General features: G+C 65.0%; 24 protein-coding genes and 1 pseudogene. 12 read left to right on the forward strand and 13 right to left on the reverse strand.

The annotated features are described in order from the left end of the window. Nucleotides 1-213 precede the first annotated feature (213 nt). Nucleotides 214-555, forward strand: a complete 342-nt coding sequence (locus GPJ75_RS22825) for a DUF2147 domain-containing protein (RefSeq protein ID WP_163271668.1) — start codon at nucleotides 214-216, stop codon at nucleotides 553-555. Between the two features lie 12 nt (nucleotides 556-567). On the opposite strand, the gene GPJ75_RS22830 is transcribed toward GPJ75_RS22825, so the two are convergent. Further along, nucleotides 568-1,323, reverse strand: a complete 756-nt coding sequence (locus GPJ75_RS22830) for a pyridoxine 5'-phosphate synthase (RefSeq protein ID WP_163271670.1) — start codon at nucleotides 1,321-1,323, stop codon at nucleotides 568-570. Nucleotides 1,324-1,462: 139 nt separating this feature from the next. Here GPJ75_RS22830 and GPJ75_RS22835 point away from each other — a divergent pair, with 139 nt between their 5' ends. Then, nucleotides 1,463-1,870, forward strand: coding sequence for a SpoIIAA family protein (locus tag GPJ75_RS22835; protein WP_163271672.1), 408 nt, complete (start codon nucleotides 1,463-1,465; stop codon nucleotides 1,868-1,870). Between the two features lie 129 nt (nucleotides 1,871-1,999). On the opposite strand, the gene GPJ75_RS22840 is transcribed toward GPJ75_RS22835, so the two are convergent. The 7 genes from GPJ75_RS22840 to GPJ75_RS22870 form a co-directional block, all read right to left on the reverse strand. Continuing rightward, nucleotides 2,000-3,127 carry an ATP-dependent DNA helicase gene (locus GPJ75_RS22840; protein WP_163271674.1) on the reverse strand — a complete coding sequence of 376 codons (1,128 nt, stop codon included), beginning with the start codon at nucleotides 3,125-3,127 and terminating at the stop codon, nucleotides 2,000-2,002. 53 nt (nucleotides 3,128-3,180) lie between these two features. After that, entirely contained in the window at nucleotides 3,181-3,516 is a 336-nt protein-coding gene (locus GPJ75_RS22845) for a type II toxin-antitoxin system PemK/MazF family toxin (protein ID WP_163271676.1), read from the reverse strand. Then, entirely contained in the window at nucleotides 3,494-3,802 is a 309-nt protein-coding gene (locus tag GPJ75_RS22850; protein ID WP_163271678.1) for an AbrB/MazE/SpoVT family DNA-binding domain-containing protein, read from the reverse strand. Before GPJ75_RS22850 ends, GPJ75_RS22845 begins: the two co-directional genes overlap by 23 nt. Before the next feature lie 64 nt (nucleotides 3,803-3,866). Next, on the reverse strand, nucleotides 3,867-4,439 hold the full coding sequence (ilvN, locus tag GPJ75_RS22855) for an acetolactate synthase small subunit (RefSeq protein WP_163271680.1): 573 nt from the start codon (nucleotides 4,437-4,439) through the stop codon (nucleotides 3,867-3,869). A 21-nt stretch (nucleotides 4,440-4,460) separates the two neighbouring features. After that, a complete protein-coding gene (locus tag GPJ75_RS22860; protein ID WP_163271682.1) occupies nucleotides 4,461-4,859 on the reverse strand; it encodes a type II toxin-antitoxin system VapC family toxin in 399 nt (132 codons plus the stop codon). Beyond that, complete coding sequence (locus GPJ75_RS22865) at nucleotides 4,840-5,130, reverse strand: AbrB/MazE/SpoVT family DNA-binding domain-containing protein (RefSeq protein ID WP_163271684.1); 291 nt, start codon at nucleotides 5,128-5,130, stop codon at nucleotides 4,840-4,842. The genes GPJ75_RS22860 and GPJ75_RS22865 overlap by 20 nt, the downstream gene beginning before the upstream one ends. 59 nt (nucleotides 5,131-5,189) lie before the next feature. Then, a complete protein-coding gene (locus GPJ75_RS22870; RefSeq protein WP_425483182.1) occupies nucleotides 5,190-6,992 on the reverse strand; it encodes an acetolactate synthase 3 large subunit in 1,803 nt (600 codons plus the stop codon). Between the two features lie 320 nt (nucleotides 6,993-7,312). Here GPJ75_RS22870 and GPJ75_RS22875 point away from each other — a divergent pair, with 320 nt between their 5' ends. Further along, entirely contained in the window at nucleotides 7,313-7,867 is a 555-nt protein-coding gene (locus tag GPJ75_RS22875) for a GNAT family N-acetyltransferase (protein ID WP_163271686.1), read from the forward strand. A gap of 91 nt (nucleotides 7,868-7,958) precedes the next feature. After that, on the forward strand, nucleotides 7,959-9,725 hold the full coding sequence (locus tag GPJ75_RS22880) for an ATP-binding protein (protein ID WP_163271688.1): 1,767 nt from the start codon (nucleotides 7,959-7,961) through the stop codon (nucleotides 9,723-9,725). A 36-nt stretch (nucleotides 9,726-9,761) separates the two neighbouring features. Here the strand turns inward: GPJ75_RS22880 and GPJ75_RS22885 are convergent, their stop codons facing one another. Further along, a complete protein-coding gene (locus tag GPJ75_RS22885; protein ID WP_163271690.1) occupies nucleotides 9,762-10,463 on the reverse strand; it encodes a glutathione S-transferase family protein in 702 nt (233 codons plus the stop codon). Nucleotides 10,464-10,635: 172 nt separating this feature from the next. Between GPJ75_RS22885 and GPJ75_RS22890 the strand changes: the two genes are divergently transcribed. Both GPJ75_RS22890 and GPJ75_RS22895 read left to right on the forward strand, forming a co-directional pair. Then, nucleotides 10,636-10,830, forward strand: coding sequence for a hypothetical protein (locus tag GPJ75_RS22890; RefSeq protein ID WP_163271692.1), 195 nt, complete (start codon nucleotides 10,636-10,638; stop codon nucleotides 10,828-10,830). 46 nt (nucleotides 10,831-10,876) lie between these two features. Beyond that, nucleotides 10,877-12,373: an AMP nucleosidase gene (locus GPJ75_RS22895; protein ID WP_163271694.1), complete on the forward strand. Its 1,497-nt coding sequence runs from the start codon at nucleotides 10,877-10,879 to the stop codon at nucleotides 12,371-12,373. Between the two features lie 900 nt (nucleotides 12,374-13,273). Here the strand turns inward: GPJ75_RS22895 and GPJ75_RS22900 are convergent. Beyond that, nucleotides 13,274-14,689: an FAD-binding oxidoreductase gene (locus GPJ75_RS22900; RefSeq protein WP_205602614.1), complete on the reverse strand. Its 1,416-nt coding sequence runs from the start codon at nucleotides 14,687-14,689 to the stop codon at nucleotides 13,274-13,276. Nucleotides 14,690-14,794: 105 nt separating this feature from the next. Here GPJ75_RS22900 and GPJ75_RS22905 point away from each other — a divergent pair, with 105 nt between their 5' ends. From GPJ75_RS22905 to GPJ75_RS22915, 3 genes are all read left to right on the forward strand, one after another. Further along, nucleotides 14,795-15,493 carry a winged helix-turn-helix transcriptional regulator gene (locus GPJ75_RS22905; RefSeq protein WP_163271696.1) on the forward strand — a complete coding sequence of 233 codons (699 nt, stop codon included), beginning with the start codon at nucleotides 14,795-14,797 and terminating at the stop codon, nucleotides 15,491-15,493. Nucleotides 15,494-16,042: 549 nt separating this feature from the next. Then, nucleotides 16,043-16,945, forward strand: a complete 903-nt coding sequence (locus GPJ75_RS22910) for a LysR substrate-binding domain-containing protein (protein ID WP_163271698.1) — start codon at nucleotides 16,043-16,045, stop codon at nucleotides 16,943-16,945. 62 nt (nucleotides 16,946-17,007) lie between these two features. Continuing rightward, nucleotides 17,008-18,003 carry an endonuclease/exonuclease/phosphatase family protein gene (locus GPJ75_RS22915; protein ID WP_163271700.1) on the forward strand — a complete coding sequence of 332 codons (996 nt, stop codon included), beginning with the start codon at nucleotides 17,008-17,010 and terminating at the stop codon, nucleotides 18,001-18,003. A gap of 73 nt (nucleotides 18,004-18,076) precedes the next feature. Here GPJ75_RS22915 and GPJ75_RS22920 read toward each other — a convergent pair whose 3' ends face one another. Both GPJ75_RS22920 and bluB read right to left on the reverse strand, forming a co-directional pair. Further along, the gene (locus GPJ75_RS22920) at nucleotides 18,077-19,759 is read right to left on the reverse strand and encodes an electron transfer flavoprotein-ubiquinone oxidoreductase (RefSeq protein ID WP_163271702.1); all 1,683 of its coding nucleotides are present in this window, start codon (nucleotides 19,757-19,759) and stop codon (nucleotides 18,077-18,079) included. A gap of 277 nt (nucleotides 19,760-20,036) precedes the next feature. Next, a complete protein-coding gene (gene bluB / locus GPJ75_RS22925; protein ID WP_163271704.1) occupies nucleotides 20,037-20,711 on the reverse strand; it encodes a 5,6-dimethylbenzimidazole synthase in 675 nt (224 codons plus the stop codon). A 198-nt stretch (nucleotides 20,712-20,909) separates the two neighbouring features. Between bluB and GPJ75_RS22930 the strand changes: the two genes are divergently transcribed. Beyond that, complete coding sequence (locus GPJ75_RS22930) at nucleotides 20,910-21,500, forward strand: hypothetical protein (protein WP_246249217.1); 591 nt, start codon at nucleotides 20,910-20,912, stop codon at nucleotides 21,498-21,500. Between the two features lie 204 nt (nucleotides 21,501-21,704). Here GPJ75_RS22930 and GPJ75_RS22935 read toward each other — a convergent pair whose 3' ends face one another. Then, nucleotides 21,705-21,878 (reverse strand): hypothetical protein, encoded by a 174-nt coding sequence (locus GPJ75_RS22935; protein ID WP_163271707.1) that lies wholly within the window; start codon nucleotides 21,876-21,878, stop codon nucleotides 21,705-21,707. Nucleotides 21,879-21,910: 32 nt separating this feature from the next. Between GPJ75_RS22935 and GPJ75_RS22940 the strand changes: the two genes are divergently transcribed. Together GPJ75_RS22940 and GPJ75_RS22945 are read left to right on the forward strand one after the other, a co-directional pair. Beyond that, a complete protein-coding gene (locus GPJ75_RS22940; protein ID WP_163271709.1) occupies nucleotides 21,911-22,516 on the forward strand; it encodes a DUF1194 domain-containing protein in 606 nt (201 codons plus the stop codon). A gap of 88 nt (nucleotides 22,517-22,604) precedes the next feature. Further along, nucleotides 22,605-22,828: pseudogene (locus GPJ75_RS22945) on the forward strand (uracil-DNA glycosylase); the annotation flags it as partial.

Consider the following 22,828-nt stretch of genomic DNA (forward strand, 5'->3'; position numbering starts at 1 on the left):
CCGCGCGGACGGGAAAAAATGTAACCGACGCGACAACCCTTTCCTAACCATCCGAGAAGGCGCGCTGGAAAAACACCGCCGTCTCCGCTTCCCCATGGGACCCCGTGGAAGCCTGCTTTCAGCATCTTCCACAGACACGCGGAATGCATTACGCTTACGTTCGCGTAACTGGCGGAACCAGAGGCCCGCCAGCGTCAGGGAGGAAAAGACACAATGCGCAGGATGTTCTTTGCGGGCGCGGCATTTCTTGCCGCGATGGGGCCGGCGCTGGCCGATCCGATCGAAGGGAGATGGAAGACCGGCTCGGGCAACACGGCGGAGATTTCCGCCTGCGGTGGCGCCTACTGCATCACGCTGAAGACCGGTCCGCACGCCGGCAAGCAGATCGGCCGCTTCGAGCCGCAGGGCGAGGGCAGCTACGCGGGCACGGTGACGGATCCGAACAAGGACAAGACCTATAAGGGCAAAGGGAGCCTGGAGGGCAATGTCTTCACCATGGGCGGCTGCGTGCTTGGCGGCCTTATCTGCCGCAACGAGGCCTGGTCGCGGATGTAGGGTGAAGGGGGATTACCCCCTCCCCGCCCCGCAGGCCCTCAAGAACCGCCGCACCGTCTCGGCCATGCCGAACTCCAGCGCGTCGGCAGTCAGGCTGTGCCCGATGGAGACTTCCGCCAGCGCCGGGATGCGATCGGCGAGCGCGGGCAGGTTGGCGACGGTAAGATCGTGCCCTGCATTGACGCCGAGGCCGAGCGCGGCCGCCGCGTCTGCCGTTTTCCCAAGCTTTTCCAGTTCCTTGGCGGCCTTCCTCGGATCATCGTATGTGGCGCCGTAAGGGCCGGTGTAAAGCTCGATGCGGTTGGCCCCCGTTGCCTTGGCGGCGATAAGCGCCGCCTCGTCGGCATCGGGATCGCTGAAGAGCGAGACGCGCATGCCGCGCTGCTTGAGCCGGCCGACCATCGGTCTCAGGAGATCGACATCCCGCTTGAAGTTCCAGCCGTGATCGGAAGTTGCCTGCTGGGGATCGTCGGGCACCAGTGTCACTTGGTCCGGTTCAGTTTCCAGAACCAGTTCCAGAAATTCCTCCGTCGGGTAGCCTTCGATATTGAACTCCCGATCGGGAAACTCGTCGTCGATCAGGGCGCGGATTTCCGGCACATCGGAAAAGCGGACGTGGCGCTGGTCGGGCCGCGGGTGCACGGTCAGCCCGTTGGCGCCGGCGGCAAGCGCGATGCGGCCAAGCCCTGTCACGCTCGGCCACGGCAGATCGCGCCGGTTGCGCAGCATGGCGATCGCGTTAAGATTGACGGAGAGCTTGGCCGGCATGGCGAATCCCGTTGCAAGGAGAGCTTTTCTCTCCACCCTATACCGGCTTTCGGCGGAACCGACAGGGCCAATTGCGCTTGTCGGGAGGGACAGGAGAACGGCCCGCGGGCGCGCCGATGAGCGCCCAGGAGACGATGCGATGCTGATCAACGAGACGCCGCCCCATGTGCGCCGCATCGATACCGACCGCGAGGACGCTTATGCCTTCGAGATCACCGGCCACATCACAACCGCCGACGTGGAGAACATGTACGGCCTTTTGGAAGGCGCCTATGAACTGCACGAGCGGATCGACCTGATCGTCACCATCCGCGATTACGAGGGCTTCGACTGGAGTGCGGCGTGGAAGGATCGGGTCATGTTCGGCAAGACCCGCGCGTTCGAGCACATCCGCAAGTGCGCCGTGGTCGGCGGGCCGGGCTGGGTCGGCACCGCGGTCGCTCTCTTCCGGCCGTTCTTCTCCGTGGAGATGAAGCACTTCGAGGCAACGGAGATGGATGCGGCGTGGGCATGGATCGACGCCAACCCGCTTCCCGGCCCGGCTTGAGCCCTACCGCATCGGCCCGAAAACCGGAATCGGTTTTCGGAAAGCACGATGCGTAGATTCAAAGGCTAACGCTGTTGTTTTGTCGCAATTCCGGACGGAAAACCGGCTTCCACTTTTCCTGAAATTGCTCTACCGCACCACCGTCAGCCGCTCCGCCGCGCGCGTGATCGCCGTGTAGAGCCAGCGCTGGCGGGTGTCGCGGAAGGCGAAGCTCTCGTCGAACAGAACGACATCGTCCCATTGCGAGCCCTGCGCCTTGTGCACCGTGAGCGCGTAGCCGAAGTCGAAATCGTCGTAGCGCTTCTTCGTCTGCCAGGGGATTTCGGATTCCGGGTCCTCGAACGCCCCTTTCAGGAGCTTGATCTTGGCCACGCCGCGGTCCGGATCATCCTCCTCGGGCGAGACCAGCAGGTTGATGCCCGGCTTCACCGTCTCGCGCGAGGCCGTCATGACCTTCCACAGCGAGCCGTTCAAAAGCCCCTTGTTGGGGTCGTTCCTCAGGCACACCAGCTTGTCGCCCGCCTGCGGGAGAAGCCCCTCGAAACCCTTCAGTTGGCGCAGGCGCTGGTTATAGCGCCGCCGCGTGCGGTTGATGCCGACCAGCACCTGGTCGGCGGAAAGCACCAGGTCGCTGTTCACGTCGGCTTTCGAGATCACCTTCGCGGTGCCGTAATCGCCATACATGAACTCCCGGCCCTCGCGCACGTCGAGCGCCAGGCGGATGATGGGATTGTCGCGCGCCTGGCGGTGGATCTCGGTCAGGAGATAGTCCGGCTCGTGCTCGGTGAAGAAGCCGCCGCCGGATATGGGCGGAAGCTGGCCGGGGTCGCCCAGAACCAGGATGGGCGTACCGAAGGACATGAGATCGCGGCCCAGTTCCTCGTCCACCATGGAGCATTCGTCGATGACGACGAGCTTGGCGCGCGAGACCGGGCTTTGCCGGTTGAGCGAGAAGGTAGGCGACATGGAAGTCTTGCCCGTCGCCTCATCCTCCACCTGCTCCTCGCCGCGCGGGCGATAGATGAGCGAATGGATGGTGCGCGCGTTCACCGCGCCCTTGGAGCGCAGCACCTGGGCCGCCTTGCCGGTGAAGGCGGCAAACTGCACGCCGCCGTCCACGTGCTCCGCGAAGTAGCGCGCCAGCGTGGTCTTGCCCGTGCCGGCATAGCCGAACAGCCGGAAGAGCTGCGACTGCCCCTCCTTCAGCCAGCGCGATACGGCCTTCAGCGCCTCGTCCTGTTGCGGCGAAAACTCCATCTCCGCCAGAAATCAGATTCTGCCGGGGATGAACAGGCCTTCTTGCTGCCCACTCAGCCGATCTGCAAGAGCGCTGCAAGGATAGCGCGGACTTGCACCAGCACGCTCTCCGGCACGCGCTCGATGAAGCGGAAGCCGCGATGGGCGCGGTGCATCGTTCGTGGCTGATCAGCCATGACCGCACCACGCGTCTTCATCCCCTCCGGCAAGATGACCTTGGTGGGCCACGGTGTCGCGTTTCTTGTAATCGGACAGACGATCGAGCGGGGATAGAGCGTATTGAACTCGCGATCGGTCAGAATAAGAGCCGGGCGCACGCCCTGCTGCTCCGTTCCACGAACGGGATCGAAATCCACCCAGGCGATGTCACCTGCCTCTAAGGAGGTCATCGAGTGTGATCTCGCCTCTGGAATATTCGTCGTCGATAATTTCCTCACCGCGATCCGGACCCCACTCGACCGTTTCCGGGGCGTTTTCCGGTCCGAGTCTCTTCGTTTCCGAGATGATCCACTCCAGCGTGATCTTCTTCGGCTCTTTGGGCTCGATCACGCCCTTGCCGTCCTTGACGGTGAACTCGACGGCCTGGCCCGGCTGCAGGCCAAGCTCGTCAAGCGCCGCCTTGGGAAGGCGGATAGCGGCGCTGTTGCCCCATTTTGCGATGCGAAGTTCGGTCATGGCGTACTCGCAGAATTGTATATCCAAAGTATATACGCCACCCGAGCCCTGGCTTCAAGGAGGCCTACATCCCCTCCGGCCCGCGGTTCATCGCCGCCACGCCGGTACGGCAGACTTCGACGAGGCCGAGCGGCTTCATGATGGAGATGAACTGCTCGATCTTCGACACGCGGCCGGTGATCTCGAAGATGAAATGCTCGGTGTTGGCGTCGATCACCTGGGCGCGGAAGGCGTCGGCGAGCCTCAGCGCCTCCACCCGGTCCTCGCCCTTGCCGCTGACCTTCACCATGGCCAGTTCGCGCTCCAGCGGGCGGTCATGGCCCCGCTCAAAAGCTGTCGACGTCAGGTCCACCACCCGGTGCACCGGCACGATGCGCTCGAGCTGGTGTTTGATCTGTTCCAGAACATGCGGCGTGCCGCGGGTGACGATGGTGATCCGCGAGAGATGCCGCTCGTGCTCGGTTTCGGAGACGGTGAGGCTGTCGATATTGTAGCCGCGGCCGGAGAAGAGGCCGATGACACGGGCCAGAACGCCCGGCTCGTTGTCGACCAGCACGGCAAGCGTCCGCTTTTCGTCCGTCTCGGTTTCCTTGGTGATGAAATAGGCGGAGCCTGTCGGCTTGAGCTGGGCGTTCATGAGGTAAGACTTCCTTGGGCTTTATGGTTCTCGGACCGGTAACAGGCCTGGTACATTGGCGGCGCGCCGTGCAAAGTCGCGATCAAAGCTCAGCAGCGCCTCGCATCCTTGCGCATTGAAGAGATGCAGGGCATCGGCAAAGTCAAATCCCTCTCTATGCGCAACCACTGCTTCCGCGACCTTTGCCTTGTCCTCAAACAAAACGTTCGGCCGCGTAAGAAGTTTGGAAAAGAGGTCGTTGACCGCCGAGCGGGGAAGCTTCAGGCGGCTACGCAAAAGCCACTCGGTTTCAAGCAGAACCGTCTCCAACACCAGCACCTGATTGTCCCTTAAGCACTGTAGCGCTCTTGCGGTCTGGTCCGATCCGTCCTCGACGAGCGCGCGCGCAAGCACGTTTGTGTCAACGGCGAGTGGCGGCATCGAACCTCCGTACCGCCTCGGCGAGCATCGTCTCTTCTATCTTCTCGTCGGTCGGGAATGGACGGTCGATCTTGATCCTGCTTGCAAGGAACTCTTCCCAGGTGGCAGGCGGAAAACGCGGATCGTATTCCTGGACAGGGTGGAGAGTGACCCCACCCTGGCCCGCATCGACCACTTCAAGCTCCGTCCCCTCCTTCCATCCATGCGCGTCGCGCACCGACTTTGGAATGACGACCTGCCCCTTGCTCGACAACTTGACCCGAACATTCATGGCCGCTCTCCAAGTAAGACAGAGGTAAGACTAGCGCTTGCCGGCGTCTCCTGCAACCTCTACACCAGGGCCCTGCCCTTGGCGTCGATGGCATTGGCCACCGCCTCGTCGGTCGCCTCATCCGGCAGGAGCATCTCGTTGTGCGCCTTGCCCGAGGGGATCATGGGAAAGCAATTGGCAAGGTTCGCCACCCGGCAGTCGAAGATCACCGGCTGGTCGGTCTCGATCATCTCCCTGATGGCCTCGTCGAGATCGCCCGGCTTCTCGCAGCGTATGCCCTTGCAGCCATAGGCCTCCGCCAGCTTGACGAAGTCGGGCAGCGCCTCCGTGTAGGAATGCGACAGCCGGTTGCCGTGCAGGAGCTGCTGCCACTGGCGCACCATGCCCATGTACTGGTTGTTGAGGATGAAGATCTTGATCGGCGCCCGATGCTGCACGGCCGAGCTCATCTCCTGCATGGTCATCAGCACCGAGGCATCGCCTGCAATGTCGATCACGAGCGCGTCCGGGTGGGCGATCTGCACGCCGAGCGCGGCCGGCAGGCCATAGCCCATGGTGCCGAGCCCACCCGAGGTCATCCAGCGGTTGGGCTTTTCGAAGCCGAAGTGCTGCGCCGCCCACATCTGGTGCTGACCGACCTCGGTGGTGATGTAGACATCGCGGTCCTTGGTCAACTCGTAGAGCCTCTGGACCGCGTATTGCGGCATGATGACGTCGTGATTGGGCTTGTAGGCCAGTGAATCGCGCGCCCGCCACTTGGCGATCTCACCCCACCAGGGTTTCAGCGCCGCCTTGTCCGCGTGCGCGCTCGCCCGCCACAGGCGCACCATGTCCTCGAGCACCCGCCCCGCGTCGCCGATGATGGGAATGTCGACATGCACGTTCTTGTTGATCGAAGAGGGATCGATGTCGATGTGGATCTTCTTCGAATCGGGCGAGAAGGCGTCGATGCGGCCGGTGATGCGGTCGTCGAAGCGCGCGCCTATGCACACCATCACGTCGCAATCGTGCATGGCCATGTTGGCTTCGAACGTGCCGTGCATTCCCAGCATGCCGAGCCAGTTCTTGCCGGAGGCCGGATAGGCGCCGAGCCCCATCAGGGTGGAGGTGATGGGAAAGCCCGTGAGGTCCACCAGCTCGCGCAAGAGGTGGCTCGCCTCCGGCCCGGCGTTGACCACGCCGCCGCCCGAATAGATGACCGGGCGCCTGGCGGCGGCCATCAGCGCGATGGCCTCCTTGATCTTGTCCTGGTCGCCTTCGATGCGCGGGTTGTAGCTCGTGCGCGGGGCGGTCTGCGGCGGCGTGTAGGTGCCCTTGGCAAACTGGACGTCCTTGGGGATGTCGACCACGACAGGGCCCGGCCGCCCCGTCTGGGCGACGTGGAAGGCCTCGTGAAGGACCGCCGCGAGCTGATTGACGTCGCGCACCAGCCAGTTGTGCTTGGTGCAGGGGCGGGTGATACCCACCGTATCGCATTCCTGGAAGGCGTCGGAGCCGATCAGCGTCGTCGGCACCTGGCCGGTGATGCAGACCAGCGGAATGGAATCCATCAGCGCATCCTGCAACGCGGTGACCGCGTTGGTGGCGCCGGGGCCGGAGGTGACCAGCATGACGCCGGCCTTGCCCGTCGAGCGGGCATAGCCTTCGGCGGCATGCCCTGCTCCCTGCTCGTGGCGCACCAGGATGTGCTGAACCTCTTCCTGCTGGAAAAGCTCATCGTAGATCGGAAGCACGGCGCCGCCCGGATAGCCGAAAATATGCTTGACGCCGTTGTCCCTCAGCGCCTGCACCACCATCTCGGCGCCCGTCATCTCCTGCATGCCCGTTTCCTGCCCCAAGGGCCCCGGCGCTTGTGCGTTCATCGCTTTCGTGTCCCGTCTCGATCCATCGTCTTTTCTGTCGTTCGGCCAATAAAAAAGGCTCCCGGAGGAGCCTCATTTCGCACATGAGCGGCTGTCGCCCGGCGGCTACGCCGCCCTGCCCATGTGCGTTCCTACTACGAGAATGCCTGTCGTCATCATGGCCGCGGACAATAAGGGGCAACCATGCACGGTGTCAACGCATAAAGCGCGGCGTAACTGCCGAGCGCTGAAACTCGCGAAGGCGCGACAGGGTTGACCTTCCAGAAGGGCAGACTTACCAACGCGCTTCCCTCCAAACCCACCCGAAGACATCGCGCTCAATGGAACTGACGACCGAACGTCTCATACTGCGCCCGTGGGAGGATCGCGACCGTGCGGCGATGGCCGCCATCCATGGCGATACGCATGTGCGGCGTTTCTTTCCCAAGGTGCTGACGCCCGAGGAAACGAATACCGACATCGACCTGGCGATCGAGAGGGCGCGGGTCAACGGGTTTCATTTTCAGGCTGCCGAGCTGAAGGACAGCGGCGAATTCATCGGGCTGATCGGGCTGGGGTATGTTCCGGACATCATACGCGCTGCCATCCCCAGCCATCCGCGGGTGGAGATCGGCTGGGTGATAGGGAAGGCGTTCTGGGGACGGGGGCTCGCCCCGGAAGGGGCGCAGGCGTGGCTCAACTACGCGTGGTCCATCGGCCTGCCCGAAGTTGTCGCCTTCACCGCGCGGGTGAACGCTCCGAGCCAGCGGGTGATGCAGAAGATCGGCATGGTGTACGACCCCACAGACGACTATCGGCATCCCAGGATCGCAGAAGGTCACCCCTTGCGCCCGCATGTGGTGTACCGAAAACGGAACCCGGCACTCCAAGGGTAAGGGTTAACCCCGCCTCAACCATCCCCCCTCATCCGGCCTTAACCTTGCCGCGGTAGCTTGGCGTGATCCGAGGGGCATATGGGGCGGGCGAATGTATAGCGACGGCGATGCCATGCAGGGCGAAATGACATCGCGGGAGCGCCGGACCGCGGGCCAGCCGGCCGCCCGCGTGCTGGGGCACGTCGTGCAGTGCGACGGGGCGCGTGCAGTCATCGCCGCCACCATCGGCAAGGACGAGGCGACTATTGCCGGCACCTGGACGGTCGGCAAGCTGATCTCCATCAATCTCGGCACCACGCGCACGGTCGGCCTCATCTACGCCATCGAGCGCCCGCAGCGGCGCTGGGAGGACGAGGGGGGCAATCCCATCATGGTGTGCGTCGAACTGATCGGCGAGGTGCGCGACGGCGACGGTGCGCCTATCTTCGACCGCGGCATCACCGAGTATCCGTACATCGGCGCGCTTGCCCACCGCATCCGCGCGCGCGATCTGCGCGCCATCTACGACCTCGGCGGCCGGCGCTCCGTCACCATCGGCCAGCTCTCGCAGGACAACGCCATCGATGCGTGCCTGGCGGTGGACGAAACGCTCAGCCGCCATTTCGCCTTCGTCGGCACCACGGGCGTCGGCAAGTCGACGGCCGTCTCGCTGCTCCTGCGCAAGACCATCGAGGCGCGACCGGACTTGAGGGTGCTCATCCTCGACCCGCATAACGAGTTCGCCGCCGCCCTTCCCGAACACAGCGTGCGCGTCGACACCGGCTCGCTCGACCTTCCCTTCTGGCTGTTCCGGCTGGAGGAATTCGTCGAGGTGCTTTATCGCGGGCGCGAGCCGGTGATGGAGGAGGTGGAGCTTTTGCGCGACCTGATCGCCAGCGCCAAGCATCTTTACCGCAATTCGGGCGCCGGCGTGCTCAAGCGCGGCGGGGACAGCGGGATCACCGCCGATACGCCGCTCCCCTACCGCATGGCCGATCTTGTGCATGAGATCGACGAGCGGATGGGGCAACTGGAGACGAAGAACGACCGCCCCTACTATCGACAGCTGCGCGCGCGCATCGAAGCGGCGCTGAACGACCCGCGCTACCGCTTCATGTTCTCCTCGCATCTGATCGAGGATTCCATCCACGAGACCATCGGCCGTATCTTCCGCATTCCGAGCGGGGGGCGGCCGGTGACCTGCTTCGAGATGGCGGGCCTGCCGTCGGAGGTGGTGAACTCGGTCTGCTCGGTCCTGGCGCGGCTCGCCTTCGACCTGGCGCTTTGGAGCGAGGGCCGGCTGAAGCTTCTCGTCCTGTGCGAGGAGGCGCACCGCTACATGCCGGCCGACCCCAGGCTCGGCTTTGCGCCGACGCGCCATGCGCTGTCGCGCATCGCCAAGGAGGGGCGCAAATACGGCTGCTATCTGGGGGTCGTCACGCAGCGGCCGGGCGATCTCGACCCGACGGTGCTTTCGCAGTGCTCCACCGTGTTCGCCATGCGGCTTGCCAACGAGCAGGACCAGTCGATCATCCGCTCGGCGATCGCCGATTCCTCGGCCTCCACGCTCGCCTTCCTGTCGGCGATGGGCCAGCGCGAGGCGATCGCCTTCGGCGACGGGGTGGCAACGACCATGCGCATGAAGTTCGAAAAGCTGCCCGACGAGCGCCTGCCCGGGATCAAGGACAAGCTCGGGGACGCCGCGCCGGTATCCGACGGCCGCCAGGTCGACGATGTGGACCTTGTGCGGATCGTCGAGCAGATGCGCAACCCCGGCAAGCGCACCCGCACGACCTCCGGCGTCTTCGGAGCCGGCTCGGTGCGCGAGGTGTCGGGCGAGGAGGGGATTGCCGCTCCCCATAGCCGCTTCACGCGGTAGGGCCACGTGGTCTGACCCAAACAATTGGAATCGCCCTCAGCGTGCGCGCTGGCCGAACAGCACCTTCTTTGCTTCCTCGTCCTCGGCGATGTTGCGGCGGTGCTCCTGGCCGACGGCCAGACCGCGCGCAACCGCGGGGCGGGCCGTGACCGCCTCGAACCAGCGCTTCAGGTTCGGGAAGTCGTTCAAATCCTGCCCCTGGTTCTGGTGCGGCTTGACCCAGCCGATAGAGGCCATGTCGGCGATGGAATAGTCGCCCGCCAGATAGTCGCGGTCGGCCAGACGCTTGTTCATGACGCCGTAGAGGCGGTTCACCTCGTTGGTGTAGCGCTCGATGGCATAGGGCACCTTTTCGGGCGCGTACTGACGGAAATGATGGGCCTGGCCGGCCATCGGCCCGAGCCCGCCCATCTGCCAGAACAGCCACTGGTCGACCTCCACCCGCTGGCGCTCATCCGTGGGATAGAAGCGGCCGAACTTGCGCCCGAGATACTGCAGAATGGCGCCCGATTCGAAAATGGAGATGGGTTTGCCGTCCGGCCCCTCGGGATCGACGATGGCGGGCATCCGGTTGTTGGGCGCGATCTTCAAAAACTCCGGCCGGAACTGCTCGCCACGGCCGATATTGACGTAGTGCACCGCGTAGGGGACCCCGAGCTCCTCCAGCATGATGCTGATTTTCCAGCCGTTTGGCGTCGGCCAATAGTGCAACTCGATGGGGCGGGTCTGTTCGGTCATGGGCATCTCCCTGGTCTACGCCTTTTGACGTAGGGGCAAAGCGCCGGCTGCGCAATTCAAGACCTCGTCAATAATCTTGAACGCACCATGAACGGCCATCTCAGCGGCCATTCAGCCGTGCCGGGGCATTCTCGCGGAAGGATGAAGAGATGCCCCTGGGAAGAGGTGACCAATGCCGAACATGACGACGACAATCGCTCACTTGCGCCGCGCCGCGCCGCGGGCGCTGATCCTTCTGTGCCTTTTGGCGCTGCCCATCGTGGCGGTCGGGCTCGTGCACCACGGCAACGACGGGAAAACCTTTGAAAGCGCGTACCGGGCGCCGGGCGGCGGCGGGCCCGCGGACGGAATGTTTCGCGTCCGGTGAGGCGATCACATCTCGAAACCGCCACGGGAAATACCTATAATGGGTCATGGACAAGCGAATCTATCCTCAACCCATTGAAACCATATCGAGCCCGGAAGCCGTCACCCGGAAAAGCTTCAGCGATGCTGGGAAGGCCGTCGAAGCGCTGAAGGCGATCTACGAGCGCAATACCGCCTTTCTGCGCGAGGCCTTCGCCCAGGTGTCGACCACCGGGGCGAGCGACCACCGCTACCGCGCCTTCTATCCCGAAATCAGTGTTTCCACCTCCTCCTTCGCGCAGATCGACACGCGGCTGGCCTTCGGCCACGTGCCGACGCCGGGCACGTATTCCGCCACCATCACGCGGCCGGATCTTTTCGAGACCTATCTGACGGAACAGCTCGACCTCATCATCCGCAATCACGGCGTCGAGGTGACGGTGGCCGAATCGGAGATGCCCATTCCCCTCCACTTTGCGTTCACCAAGGACACCTATGTGGAGGCGTCCATCCCGGACCGGCTGAAGCGGCCCCTGCGCGACCTTTTCGACGTTCCCGATCTCAGCGCCATGGACGACGACATCGTCAACGGCACCCACGAGACGGCGCCGGGCGAGCCGATGCCGCTGGCCCCCTTCACGGCGCCGCGTATGGACTATTCCCTGCACCGGCTGTCGCACTATACGGCGACGGCGGCGGAGCACTTCCAGAACTTCGTGCTTTTTACGAACTACCAGTTCTATATCGACGAGTTCTGCGCCTTCGCGCGGGAGACGATGGCGGCCGGCGGCGGGGGCTACGAATGCTTCGTGGAACCCGGCAACATCCTCACGCGCGCCGGCGAGACGCCGCCGGAAACCGCGCTTCAGCGCCTGCCGCAGATGCCCGCCTATCACCTGAAGAAGGGCGACCACAGCGGGATCACCATGGTCAATATCGGCGTCGGCCCGTCCAACGCCAAGACCATCACCGACCATATCGCGGTCCTGCGCCCGCATGCCTGGCTGATGCTCGGCCACTGCGCGGGCCTGCGCCATACCCAGGCGCTCGGCGACTACGTTTTGGCGCACGCCTATGTGCGCGAGGACCATGTGCTGGACGACGACCTGCCCGTGTGGGTGCCGCTGCCCGCGCTTGCCGAGGTACAGGTGGCGCTGCAGGAGGCGGTGGCGGAGATCACCGGGCTTTCGGGCTATGAGCTGAAGCGCATCATGCGCACGGGGACTGTCGCCACCATCGACAACCGCAACTGGGAACTGCGCGACCAGCGCGGGCCGGTGCAGCGGCTTTCGCAGTCGCGGGCGATCGCGCTCGACATGGAATCGGCGACGATCGCGGCCAACGGCTACCGCTTTCGCGTGCCCTACGGCACGCTTCTGTGCGTCTCCGACAAGCCGCTGCACGGGGAGTTGAAGCTGCCGGGCATGGCGACGGATTTTTATAAGCGGCAGGTGGCCCAGCACTTGAAGATCGGCATCCGCGCGGTGGAGAAACTGGCCGCCATGCCGCCGGAAAGGCTGCATTCGCGGAAGTTGCGGAGTTTTTCCGAGACGGCGTTTCAATAGGGACGCTCCTGTTCGCGGTGGGCGAGACGGACTGCGCGCGGGGTCGTTGCCACGCCCGCTTTCGCGTCTGGCCATTGAGTAGGTGGGAAGCGGGGCGCGTCTTCGGCACCGTACGAGGCGCTTTGGGGGCGCCTCAAATAAGGCGCGTCCGACGCGCCCCACCGGAGGCTGTCCCGACAGTCGGCCGGTCACTTGGGTTCCATCTTTCCCGGCTGCACCCAATTACGGGGTGGTCTTAGCCAGGCCATGCGAAACCCTAGCGGCTTCTCCGCGGTCTCCGTGGCGCTGTCTCTCACCCAGCACCCCGGCACCGCCGGCCTGTCGCGGGCCCTCTGGCCTGCGGGCACCGGCAGCCCGCAGGAAGAGGTCTCCGCCGCCCTCCCCGTGTCCCCGGTCCGGACCAAGGTTCCCGTGAGGGCGATGGGGAGGATTTTAAGGGCGGGCTGGGCAGGGGGGATAAAATCCCGCGAAAAAGTTGGAGAAATTTTTCGGAAGGGAATGAAAACAATGGGTTGGTGGGAAAAAAGATTCTTTGTTGCCAGGTTTTATCCCCGCGCAAGCATCATCCCGGAAGTCGGAGCGAAGCGGAGACTGTCCGGGACCCATTCCGGAAGGTAGACTGGTCACGGAATGGGTCCCGGACAAGCCTTCGGCTTTCCGGGATGACGCGCGCGGGCGGGCTTCTTGAAATGCCGGAAATGGCGGCGCCCCTTCGCGCCCCCCCTCTGTCCTGAGCTTGTCGAAGGGGCCGGACATCTCCCCCACGAGGGGGGAGATTGTGCTGGCCGCTTGCTCTGGCGCCGGTCATGCACCCGCCAAGCGCCTCCGGCGGCATCGCCCATCCAACACCGCCGACATCGATCGAACATTGCGCGCCATCGGAACCGCCCACACCGTTACTCAAGACGGGTGGATGTTCTGGTTATGGTGGAAGACGTTGTTGGGGTCGTACGTGGTCTTCACGTCCACAAGCCGGTCGTAGACGGTATCGCCGTATGCCTCGCGGACCCGGCCCGGGTCTTCGTCGCCGCCGAGGAAATTGACATAGACGCCTTCGCGGAAGCTGCCGAGGGCGGCGAAGAACTTCCTCGCCCATGCGGTTTCCTGGTCGCCGAAGTCCTCGCCGGGCCGCCACGCGGCGTGGTGGATGATCGCGTGCGAGGCGTGCCGGTTCGCGAACGCCGTCCTGCCCGCGGCTATTCGGCCCACCGCCCCCTTCAGATGGAACATCGCCGTGTACGACCGCGGCGACGAGAACGAGAACGCGCGCGCGGCGATGACGTCGATGATGTCGTCGCTGAGCTCGGGGAGGTGGGATGCCTTCCAATAGTAGTTCCAGCCGTGGAGGACGGTCGAGTCGAGCGCGCTCTGGAGTTCCAGGTACGGCTTGGGCCCGACCAGGTCGTGGAGGGGAGTCCCGCATGCGCGGAGTGGGCGGAGCGCCTGCTCACCGTCCTCCACGGGCCCGGCGTAGCAGGCGCCGACCATCACCACCGGGCGCCAGTGCAGATTCTCGGGGATGACCGGGAGCGGCGGCGCGGTTGTGAACTTCACGATCGTGCCGAGCTCGTCGGGCGCGTCACGGATGAAGTCGCGGTAGAAGCGGAGGACCTCGCCGGCCTCGGCCGCGTCCCAGAGGACTGGTCCGGCGAGGATGGTGGGCCCGACAGGGTGGAGGCGGAATTCGAACGCGGTGACCACGCCGAAGTTGCCGCCGCCGCCTCGCAACGCCCAGAACAGGTCTGGGTGCTCCTCTTCGGACGCCCGCATCAGCTCGCCTTCGGCCGTTACGACATCGGCGGCGAGCAGGTTGTCGACCGTGAGGCCGTGCTTGCGCATCAGCCAGCCGATGCCGCCGCCAAGGGTGAGCCCGGCGACGCCGGTATGGCTCACGATCCCGCCGGTGGTGGCGAGACCATGCGCCTGCGTCTCGCGGTCGACGTCGCCCCACAGCGCACCACCTTGCACCCAGGCCTTGCGGGCAGCGGGATCGACCCGCACGCCCCGCATCGCCGAAAGGTCGATGACGATCCCGTCGTCGCAAACGGCGGTGCCCGCCACGTTGTGGCCTCCGCCCCTTATGGCGATCTCCAGATCGTGGTCGCGGGCGAAACGCACGGCCGCGACCACGTCGGCGGTCCCGATACATTGGGCGATCAGGCGTGGGCGCCGGTCGATGGCGCCGTTCCAGACCGCACGGGCGATGTCGTAGTCGGCGTCACCGGCGCCGATCAGCCGGCCTCGAAAGCCGTCGATCTCCATGACGGTCGGCTTCTTGCTCCCGTGGCCGACTTCCGCGATCAATGAAGTCATCATCGTATCCTCCCTTTTTCCACGGCCACATCGGACTACGGCGGGCGGCGGCGGTATAGTCAAAAATCTGGACTTCAAAGCCGACGGCGGGTGTGGGACACTTGCGGCATGAGGACATACGGCCAATATTGTCCTATCGCCCGCGGCGCCGAGATTTTCGCCGAGCGCTGGACACCGCTGATCATCCGCAATCTGTACCTTGGCTGCGGAAATTTCAGTGAGATACTGGAGGGCGCGCCCGGGCTCTCGCGGACGCTGCTCTCACAGCGGCTGAGGCAGCTCGAGTGGGTCGGTGTCGTCACGTCGGCTCCCAAACCCGGCGGGCGCGGGCACCACTACGAGCTCACGTCGGCGGGCCGCGACCTCTTCACGGTCTGCCAGTCGCTCGGCGAGTGGGGGGCGCATTGGCTCGAGATCGCCCCCCAGCACCTCGACCCCTTTGTGGCCCTGTGGTCGATGTGCAACGCGCTCCGCCGGGACCTGTTGCCGGATCGACGCGTCGTCATCCGCTTCGACTTCACCGGCCGCCCGCGCCGTGAGCGCTACTGGCTGCTCATCGAGCTTGGAGACACCGAGATCTGCAAGACATACCCTGGCTTCGAAGAGGACCTCTACATCACTGCGGAAGCCGAAGCCTTCGTCAAATGGCATGCCGGCCAGCTTACCTGGGCCCAGGCCACCCGCGAGGACCGCATCCAACTCGACGGCGACCTGTCGCTGGCAAGAGCCTTCCCGACCTGGAACGCCCGCAGCATGTTCGCCCACATCAGGCCTGTCTCGCACGCTGCCATACACCCTGCAGGCTGATCTCCGGGATGGCCTCCCGTTGTGGCACCGTACCGCTGTCGAAGTGATGCCGAGATGGGGGCGACGCGCACGGGGAGTGGGGATGGCGCGCGGGTGGGCCTTTTGAAAATGCCGGCGCCCCTTCGCGCTCCCGGCGGTCCTAGAGCGCCGTGCATTCACTTACGTTCATGCAAGGCGCTCTATCTGTTTGTTTCGCCGCATTTGTGCGGACGTCAGGTGATTCCACCTGACTGCAAAATGCTTTAGCCTCGGCCCCGCCTTCGCCGCGTCGGCCCATGGCCATGCCAGCCCGGTGGCCCCTTCAGGAGCAATGACCACAGGGCGTGGTCGGCGGCGCCCGGTGGGCCGGGGATCAGCAGGGTGGTGAGCTTGCGGGAAAGGTCCGGGGTTTCGCCGGTGGGCGGAAAGTCTGCCGGCGGACAGCGCTTCGGCAAGCCGAGTCTCTTGAAAAAAGCTCTATACATGGAGGCAAGGTCGGGCCAAAATTACCGCTAGGCAAACGCGAAGATTTCAGCGCACAGTTGAGGTTTTCTCAACCAGGAGCGGGCGATGCGGCGACTTCCTTCCCTGCGCGGGCTGCAAGCCTTCGAAGCGGTGGCGCGGGCGGGCAATCTGGCGGGTGCCGCGGAAGCGCTGCGCATCACGCCGAGTGCCGTAAGCCACCGGATCCGCGGTCTGGAGGAGGAACTGGGCCTGCAGCTGCTGCGACGGTTGCCGAACGGGCTCAGCCTGACCGAGGCGGGGCGGCGCTATCGGACGGGCGTCGAGGACGCCTTTTCCCGGCTCGCCCAGGCCACGAGCGACCTGCTCGGCCCTGACCTTTCGCGGCCGCTGACGGTGAGCCTCACCTCCGAGGTGGGCATCCGCTGGCTGATGCCGCGGTTCCACCGCTTCCGGGAGCTGCACCCGGACATCGATATCGCTATCCTCAGCACTTACAAGCCGGTGGATTTTTCGGCCGGTGAGGCGGACCTGGCTCTCCGCTGGGGTACGGGGGACTGGCCCGGCCTGCGGGCCGAGCCGGTCTTGCATTTCAGCGTGACGCCTCTTTGCGCGCCGGACCTCAGGCACGAAATAAGCGGCCTTGCGCCAGCCGAGATGGTGGCGGGATGCGTCCTGATAAGGGATATCCACGACAGCTATGACGACTGGGATATCTGGCTGGAAGCGGCCGGTGCCGCTGAGGTCAGGCCCGCGCGGCAGTTGCGGTTCGAGGATTACTCGATGGCGATAAAGGCGGCGATCGACGGACAGGGCGTCGTTCTCGGCTATCTCGGTTATGTCGAGGCCGAGACGAGCGCCGGAGCACTGGTGCAGCCGTTCGACCTGACGGTGCCGGTGAAGAAGGGCTACCATCTCGTCTACCCGGAGGAGCGCCTTTCCGACCCCCGCGTCCGCGCTTTCAGGGACTGGGTGATCTCGGAGAGGGAGCCGGCACTGCGGGAGCGATAAAGGGCGGCTGCCCGCCCCATGGAACCTTGCTACCGCCGCAATCGAGCCGTTACAAACGCCTCATGTCCGACAAACGCCACCGCCTTCCCACTCTCCTTGCCCTTTCGGCGACGCTCCTCACCGTGCCGCTGGTGATGGGGTACTGGGGGACGGTGCACCCGGCTTTCGATTCGCTGGCGCATTTCCGGGTGCATCTGGGGGCGCTGGTGGTGGTTTTGGCGCTGCCTTTGCTTCTTGTTCAAGGCTGGCGAGGCATCGGGCTGACGGCGGCCGTGCTGGGGGGTGCGGCGGTCGCCTCGGTGACGGCGCTGCCGGCGGGGGAAGTGCATGCGGAGGGGGAGATGGGCGCGGCGCGCTATCGGCTGCTGCAGCTCAACCTGCGCTACGACAACCGCACGCCGAGAGAGGTCCTCTCGCTCATCGGCCGCGAGCAGCCGGACGTGGTGACGCTGAACGAGGCCTCGTCCGCGTGGCTGCCGGAACTGGAACTGATCGAGGGCGCCTATCCGCACCGCATCGTCTGCCAGCCGCCCTCGCCCATCGGCGGCGTGGCGATCCTGTCGCGCAGGCCGTTTCTGCACCCGTCCAGGGCGCAATGCTTCGACCGGGGCTCGCTGGCGATCGCCACGGTGAACTTCGGCGGCGCGGCGGTCGATATCGCGGCGATCCATCTTGGCTGGCCGTGGCCGTTCGAGCAGGCATGGCAGATAGACGATGTCGTTCCCGTTCTCGAGCGGCTGTCCTCGTCGGCCATCGCGGTGGGCGACCTCAACGCCGCGCCATGGAGCCTGACGGCGCGGCGCGTGGCGGCGGCGGGCGGGCTGACCTCGGCCGGCAATCTCGGCCCGACATGGCTGGTGCGGTCGGCGCCGGATCTCCTGCGGCGCTTTGCCGGCCTGCCCATAGACAACGTCTTCACGAAGGGCCGCGTGGTGCCGATCGCCACGAGGCGGCTCGAAAGCGTCGGCTCCGACCATCTGCCGGTGCTGCTGGAGTTTGCGGTGAGGCCGGAGAAAGAGGCGGCGGAGGTGATGCAGGCGAGGATTGCGGGGGAGTAGGCGGCGGCCTTCGGCTTTGTCCGTTTGTCTATCGGAACGGATCCATGCCCGAACTGCGACGCGCCACCTGCCCTCACATATTCTGATAGACCGGCCCCTCACCGCCCTGCGGCGGCACCCAGTTGATGTTCCTGTTCGGGTCCTTGATGTCGCAGGTCTTGCAGTGCACGCAGTTCTGGGCGTTGATGACGAAGCGGGCGTCGGGGTTCTCAATGGGGGCGCCGGCGGTGAGGGCGTTGCCGTCGGCATCCACCCATTCATAGACGCCGGCCGGGCAGTAGCGTGCCGAGGGGCCGGCGAAGACGGCGTATTCGGAGGCTTTCTGCAGGTCCATGTCCTTCACCTTGAGGTGCACCGGCTGGTTCTCCTCGTGGTTGGTGTTGGACAGGAACACCGAGGACAGACGATCGAAGGTGAGGACGCCGTCGGGCTTCGGGTAGGCAATGGGCGTGTGCTTTTCGGCGGGCTCCAGGGTCTCCGAATCGGGCTTGCCGTGCCGCAGGGTGCCGAACGGGGAAAAGCCGAACAGGGTGTTGAACCACATGTCGATGCCGCCGACGGCGACGCCGGCATAGGTGCCGAAGCGCGACCACAGCGGCTTGACGTTGCGCACCTTCTTCAGGTCCCTGCCGATGTCGGAGGTGCGCCAGGCTTCCTCGTAGGAGGTGAGCTCGTCATTGGCGCGGCCGGCGGCAACCGCCTCGGCCACGTGCTCGGCGGCCAGCATGCCCGACAGCACCGCGTTGTGCGAACCCTTGATGCGCGGCACGTTGACGAGGCCGGCCGAGCAGCCCATGAGGACGCCGCCCGGAAACGCCATCTTCGGCACGGACTGGAAGCCGCCCTCGGTGATGGCGCGGGCGCCGTAGGAGAGGCGTTTCCCCCCCTCGAAGGTGCCGCGGACGGCCGGGTGCGTCTTGAAGCGCTGGAACTCCTCGAAGGGGGAGAGATAGGGGTTCTTGTAGTTCAGGTGGACGACGAAGCCGACGGCCACCAAGTTGTCGTCGAAATGATAGAGGAAGGAGCCGCCGCCGGTCCTGGCGTCGAGCGGCCAGCCGAAGGAGTGCTGCACCAGGCCGGGCTTGTGGTTCTCCGGCTTCACCTCCCACAGTTCCTTCAGGCCGATGCCGAATTTCTGCGGCTCGCGGCCTTCCGAGAGCTTGTATTTGGCGATCAGCTCCTTGGCGAGCGAGCCGCGCGCGCCCTCGCCGATCAGCACGTATTTGCCAAGAAGCTCCATGCCCGGCTGATAGCCGGGGCCGTGGGTGCCGTCGCGCTCCACGCCCATATCGCCGGTGGCGACGCCGACGACGGCGCCCTCCTCGTTATAGAGCACCTCGGCGGCGGCGAAGCCGGGATAGATCTCGACGCCCAGCGCCTCGGCCTTTTCGGCGAGCCATTTGCAGACATTGCCGAGGGAGACGATGTAGTTGCCGTGGTTGTTCATCAGCGGCGGCATGAGAAGGTTGGGCAGGCGCATGGAGCCCGCCGGCCCCAGAAGCAGGAACTGGTCGTCCGTGACCTTTGTCCTGAAGGGATGACCGGCCTCCTCGCGCCAGCCGGGCAGAAGCCTGTCGATGCCGATGGGGTCGACCACGGCGCCGGAGAGGATGTGGGCGCCGACCTCGCCACCCTTTTCGAGCACGACGACGGAAAGCTCCGGATTGAGCTGCTTCAGCCTGATCGACGCCGCCAGCCCCGCCGGCCCGGCGCCGACGATCACGACATCGAATTCCATGCTCTCGCGTTCGCTCATCCAATCCTCCACGGGTCGCCATGATCGGCTGCCTAGACCGGTTCATCGTTTCACGGAACCGATGAACTGGCCCAACTCCTTGTCTTGTCGCAATTCCGGACGGAAAACCGGTTTCCACTTTTCCTGGAATTGCTTTAGTCCGGCCCGGCTATAGCGCATCGTACCAAGCGGTTAAACCGCTGCGGCCACATGGGAAAGCAATTCCTTGCGCCCGCCGCGGGCACGCCTTCCGATTATTCTTACTCTCACGTAAAAGTAAATAGGTGCGAACGGCGCTTCACCGCTCCGTCCGGAACGTAGCGGCGGGTGCCCGCGCCTCCCACCCTGCCCTCTCGAGCGCTGGAATGCCGTCTTCGGCCGCCGGGTATCCGAGGCAGAGGTAGCCGATGAAGGTCCATGTGCGCGGAACGTCGAGTGCGGCGACGACGTCCGCCGGCTCCAGGATCGAGACCCAGCCGAGGCCGACCCCCTCCGCGCGGGCGACGAGCCAGAGCGTGTAGACCGCCATCACCGCCGAATATTCGATCATCTCCGGCATGGTGCGGCGCCCCAGGCCGTGGCCCTTTCCGGTCGACCGGTCCGCGAAGACCGCCACGTGGCAGGGCGCCTCGTCGAGGCCGGCGAGCTTAAGGCGCGCATAGCGGCCGGCGCGCTCGGACGGCTCCGCGGCAAGGGCCTCGGCGTTGCAGCGCGCGAAGTTCTCCCTGATCCTGGCGCGCCGCTCGTCGCTCGTCACGATGACGAAGCGCCAGGGCTGGCTCAGCCCCACGGACGGCGCAAGGCAAGCCGAATCGAGGAGACGCTCCAGAAGGCCGTCGGGCAGCTGCTCGGGGCGGAAGCGCCGCACGTCGCGGCGCCAGGAGAGAAGGTCCCCGAGCTTTTCCCGGAACGCCGCGTCGAAGGCCGGCGCTTCGACCGGGGGACCGGAATTGAAGGACGCGGCCTTGTTCATCGTTCTGTTCCTTGCATCAGCATCCGGGGCTCTGGCATCCGTTCGTCCGGCAACGCACCGAATAGCTTCGAAACAGCGCGGCGGCAAATCCCCTCTTCTCGACGGGCCAGCAGCGAATTCCAGCCGGGCGCTACGGTTGGGGGCCGTTATGCGGTATAGTCGCCCCATGCCCGCTGGGCGGGCATGGGAGGCACGGCAATGCGAGGCACTGCGCGATGGGCAGCGGCCATCGCCGCGTTTTTTCTGCTGGGCGCAGGCCCGACGGATGACGGGCGCTGGCTTGCCGGCGGCTATTCCTTCTCCGACGAGAACGGCGGCTTCCGCATCCGGGGCATTGCCGGCGGCGGCACCAAGGACGACCCGGTGGTGCTGACGCAGGAGCTTTACTCGGCGAGCTCGGTGGTGCTCGTCATCCGCGCGGTCGCACTGCCCCCGCCGGCCCCTAACGCCGCGCGCCATGCCGGCACGCGGCTTTATCTCAGGCTGGAGACGGTGAATGCGAGCGCGCTTGCCTGGATCGAGTTCGCCTACGAACTGCAGGAAACGCGCGGCCTGCCCAGCACCTATGGCGACGGGCTGTCCTTCGATCAGAGGCAGACGGAAAGGGGCACAATCTCCTCCGACGCATTTTCCGTGCACAACCGGGACTTCGAGCCGCACGACAGGCTTCTGTTCAGCGAAGGCAAGGTCGACCCGGACGAGACGGCATCCTTCTCGTTCCTCGTCACCGACCTGACGCCGGTCGCCACATTCTACCTGGTGCAGGACCCGCGTATTCCCTTTTCGTGAGGAGAGGACGGGGAGCGCCTTTATGTTGACCGCTGGTGGAGTGTCGATGTTCAGGCATAAGGTGTCCAGTGCCGGCGGGCACCGCGGCAGCGGCGGAGGAAGTCTTCTGAAACTCATCTCCCACAATCGGCACAAAAATAAAGTCTCCTTCCCTTTCCGTTGAACTAAAATTCTGAAATCCTCTCAATACATTGTTTTGAATGTTTAACGTGCGCGATCCATATCCGTGATGGTGAAGCAGGAATATTTTCTGCTTGAAAGGCGACCCTTTAAGTTGGCTTTCGCAAAAGAGTATTGCGTCATGGAACGCTTTCTCAGGACAGTGCGCTCAATCGTGAAGGACACGATCATCGTGGCGGCCATCATGGTTGCCTTCATGTCCTTTCTTCGGATGGCGGAGGCGCGGGGGCATGGGCGAGGGTGTGGATACGGCCCTGGTGTTCGTCATCGACGCTTCCTCTTCGATGGATCAAGGGCAGCTGCAGCTGGCACGGGAAAGCCATGCCGAGGCCATCATGTCGCCCGAGGTTCTGGATGCAATCCGATCCGGCCATTTTCGCCGCAGTGCCTTCGCTTTCGTCGAGTTCTCTTCGCAAAGTGCCGCGGTCGTTGAGTGGATGATCATCGACAGTCCGGAGACCGCCGCCACATTCGCATGGCAGATCCTGCACAACGAGCGCGCCAACCTCGGCGAGCTTACCGGTATCGGCGAGGGGCTTGCCAAGGCCCTCGAGCTTATGAACGCGCTGCCGGCCGAGCCGCTTTACCGCGTCATCGATGTCGTTGGCGACGGCAAGCCGAACACCGGGGTCGATCCCGCCCCCGTCCGGGAGCTCATCATCGCGATGGGGGTCACGATCAACGGCATGCCCATGCTCGACAGCACATACGAGGACATCGAAGAGTATTACGCGCGGGAGGTTGTCGGCGGCGCCCGGGCATTTTCCATCCCGCTCGACAAGATACAGCACATGCCGACGCTTCTGCGGCGCAAACTCATCATCGAAATCGGGTGAGACGTGCGCGGGCCCGCGGGGCCACAAGTACACCGGCCTCTCGTGCTCTCCCCTTGCATTGCGCGCGGCGGCGGACGACATTGGCGCCATGATGGCCATCCGCGACCCAGCGCAACTGCGCGACATCCTCTCCTTCTACGCCGATTCCGGCGCCGACGAGGCGCTGGCCGAGGAGGCGCAGGACCGCTTTGCCAAGGCGAAGGAGGCGCCGGCACCCACCGAGGAGAAGAGGCCGGCGCGGGAAGCGCCCCCTGCCCCGCCCCGGCCGGCGGTGCGCGCCGCCGTCCCCGACGAGGCGCAGGCCGCGCGGGC

Source organism: Chelativorans alearensis (genome assembly GCF_010993735.1).
Classification (GTDB): domain Bacteria; phylum Pseudomonadota; class Alphaproteobacteria; order Rhizobiales; family Rhizobiaceae; genus Chelativorans; species Chelativorans alearense.

What these genes read in the sequence shown, in the direction of transcription:
- GPJ75_RS22825 (WP_163271668.1), top strand. Translation starts at nt 214, where the DNA reads ATGCGCAGGATGTTCTTTGCGGGCGCGGCATTTCTTGCCGCGATGGGG.
- GPJ75_RS22830 (WP_163271670.1), bottom strand. Translation starts at nt 1,323, where the DNA reads ATGCCGGCCAAGCTCTCCGTCAATCTTAACGCGATCGCCATGCTGCGC.
- GPJ75_RS22835 (WP_163271672.1), top strand. Translation starts at nt 1,463, where the DNA reads ATGCTGATCAACGAGACGCCGCCCCATGTGCGCCGCATCGATACCGAC.
- GPJ75_RS22840 (WP_163271674.1), bottom strand. Translation starts at nt 3,127, where the DNA reads ATGGAGTTTTCGCCGCAACAGGACGAGGCGCTGAAGGCCGTATCGCGC.
- GPJ75_RS22845 (WP_163271676.1), bottom strand. Translation starts at nt 3,516, where the DNA reads ATGACCTCCTTAGAGGCAGGTGACATCGCCTGGGTGGATTTCGATCCC.
- GPJ75_RS22850 (WP_163271678.1), bottom strand. Translation starts at nt 3,802, where the DNA reads ATGACCGAACTTCGCATCGCAAAATGGGGCAACAGCGCCGCTATCCGC.
- ilvN (WP_163271680.1), bottom strand. Translation starts at nt 4,439, where the DNA reads ATGAACGCCCAGCTCAAGCCGACAGGCTCCGCCTATTTCATCACCAAG.
- GPJ75_RS22860 (WP_163271682.1), bottom strand. Translation starts at nt 4,859, where the DNA reads ATGCCGCCACTCGCCGTTGACACAAACGTGCTTGCGCGCGCGCTCGTC.
- GPJ75_RS22865 (WP_163271684.1), bottom strand. Translation starts at nt 5,130, where the DNA reads ATGAATGTTCGGGTCAAGTTGTCGAGCAAGGGGCAGGTCGTCATTCCA.
- GPJ75_RS22870 (WP_425483182.1), bottom strand. Translation starts at nt 6,992, where the DNA reads ATGAACGCACAAGCGCCGGGGCCCTTGGGGCAGGAAACGGGCATGCAG.
- GPJ75_RS22875 (WP_163271686.1), top strand. Translation starts at nt 7,313, where the DNA reads ATGGAACTGACGACCGAACGTCTCATACTGCGCCCGTGGGAGGATCGC.
- GPJ75_RS22880 (WP_163271688.1), top strand. Translation starts at nt 7,959, where the DNA reads ATGTATAGCGACGGCGATGCCATGCAGGGCGAAATGACATCGCGGGAG.
- GPJ75_RS22885 (WP_163271690.1), bottom strand. Translation starts at nt 10,463, where the DNA reads ATGACCGAACAGACCCGCCCCATCGAGTTGCACTATTGGCCGACGCCA.
- GPJ75_RS22890 (WP_163271692.1), top strand. Translation starts at nt 10,636, where the DNA reads ATGCCGAACATGACGACGACAATCGCTCACTTGCGCCGCGCCGCGCCG.
- GPJ75_RS22895 (WP_163271694.1), top strand. Translation starts at nt 10,877, where the DNA reads ATGGACAAGCGAATCTATCCTCAACCCATTGAAACCATATCGAGCCCG.
- GPJ75_RS22900 (WP_205602614.1), bottom strand. Translation starts at nt 14,689, where the DNA reads ATGATGACTTCATTGATCGCGGAAGTCGGCCACGGGAGCAAGAAGCCG.
- GPJ75_RS22905 (WP_163271696.1), top strand. Translation starts at nt 14,795, where the DNA reads ATGAGGACATACGGCCAATATTGTCCTATCGCCCGCGGCGCCGAGATT.
- GPJ75_RS22910 (WP_163271698.1), top strand. Translation starts at nt 16,043, where the DNA reads ATGCGGCGACTTCCTTCCCTGCGCGGGCTGCAAGCCTTCGAAGCGGTG.
- GPJ75_RS22915 (WP_163271700.1), top strand. Translation starts at nt 17,008, where the DNA reads ATGTCCGACAAACGCCACCGCCTTCCCACTCTCCTTGCCCTTTCGGCG.
- GPJ75_RS22920 (WP_163271702.1), bottom strand. Translation starts at nt 19,759, where the DNA reads ATGAGCGAACGCGAGAGCATGGAATTCGATGTCGTGATCGTCGGCGCC.
- bluB (WP_163271704.1), bottom strand. Translation starts at nt 20,711, where the DNA reads ATGAACAAGGCCGCGTCCTTCAATTCCGGTCCCCCGGTCGAAGCGCCG.
- GPJ75_RS22930 (WP_246249217.1), top strand. Translation starts at nt 20,910, where the DNA reads ATGCGAGGCACTGCGCGATGGGCAGCGGCCATCGCCGCGTTTTTTCTG.
- GPJ75_RS22935 (WP_163271707.1), bottom strand. Translation starts at nt 21,878, where the DNA reads ATGAAGGCAACCATGATGGCCGCCACGATGATCGTGTCCTTCACGATT.
- GPJ75_RS22940 (WP_163271709.1), top strand. Translation starts at nt 21,911, where the DNA reads ATGGGCGAGGGTGTGGATACGGCCCTGGTGTTCGTCATCGACGCTTCC.